The organism is Acinetobacter sp. I-MWF, from assembly GCF_025433935.1.
Taxonomy (GTDB): Bacteria; Pseudomonadota; Gammaproteobacteria; order Pseudomonadales; family Moraxellaceae; genus Acinetobacter; species Acinetobacter guillouiae.
The window spans coordinates 1-206 of the sequence record NZ_JAMBAR010000031.1 but is presented as its reverse complement, the minus strand read 5'-3'; the positions used below and the strand labels follow the sequence as shown (position 1 = coordinate 206).

General features: G+C 50.0%; 1 protein-coding gene. It reads right to left on the bottom strand.

Features of this window, described 5'->3' with window-relative positions:
• Positions 1–206 (bottom strand): SwmB domain-containing protein (locus M2R48_RS21225; protein WP_262087607.1); only part of this gene is annotated, 206 nt, incomplete at both ends.

Sequence of the window (206 nt, the reverse complement as noted above, 5' to 3'; positions counted from 1 at the left end):
TGGATCGGTATAACCCACTTGCACTGCTTGACCTGCTGTGACTGGTGTACCCAAAGTCAACACCACGGTAGAGCCATTCACTGTAACACCGGTTACAGCTACCACTTGACCATCTGCGGTGACCACGAAACTGTTTAATGGCGGTAAGTTAGTGCTGTCTAGTGCTTCACTATAGGTCAAGGTGAGCGATGTGCCGGCTGTATCTA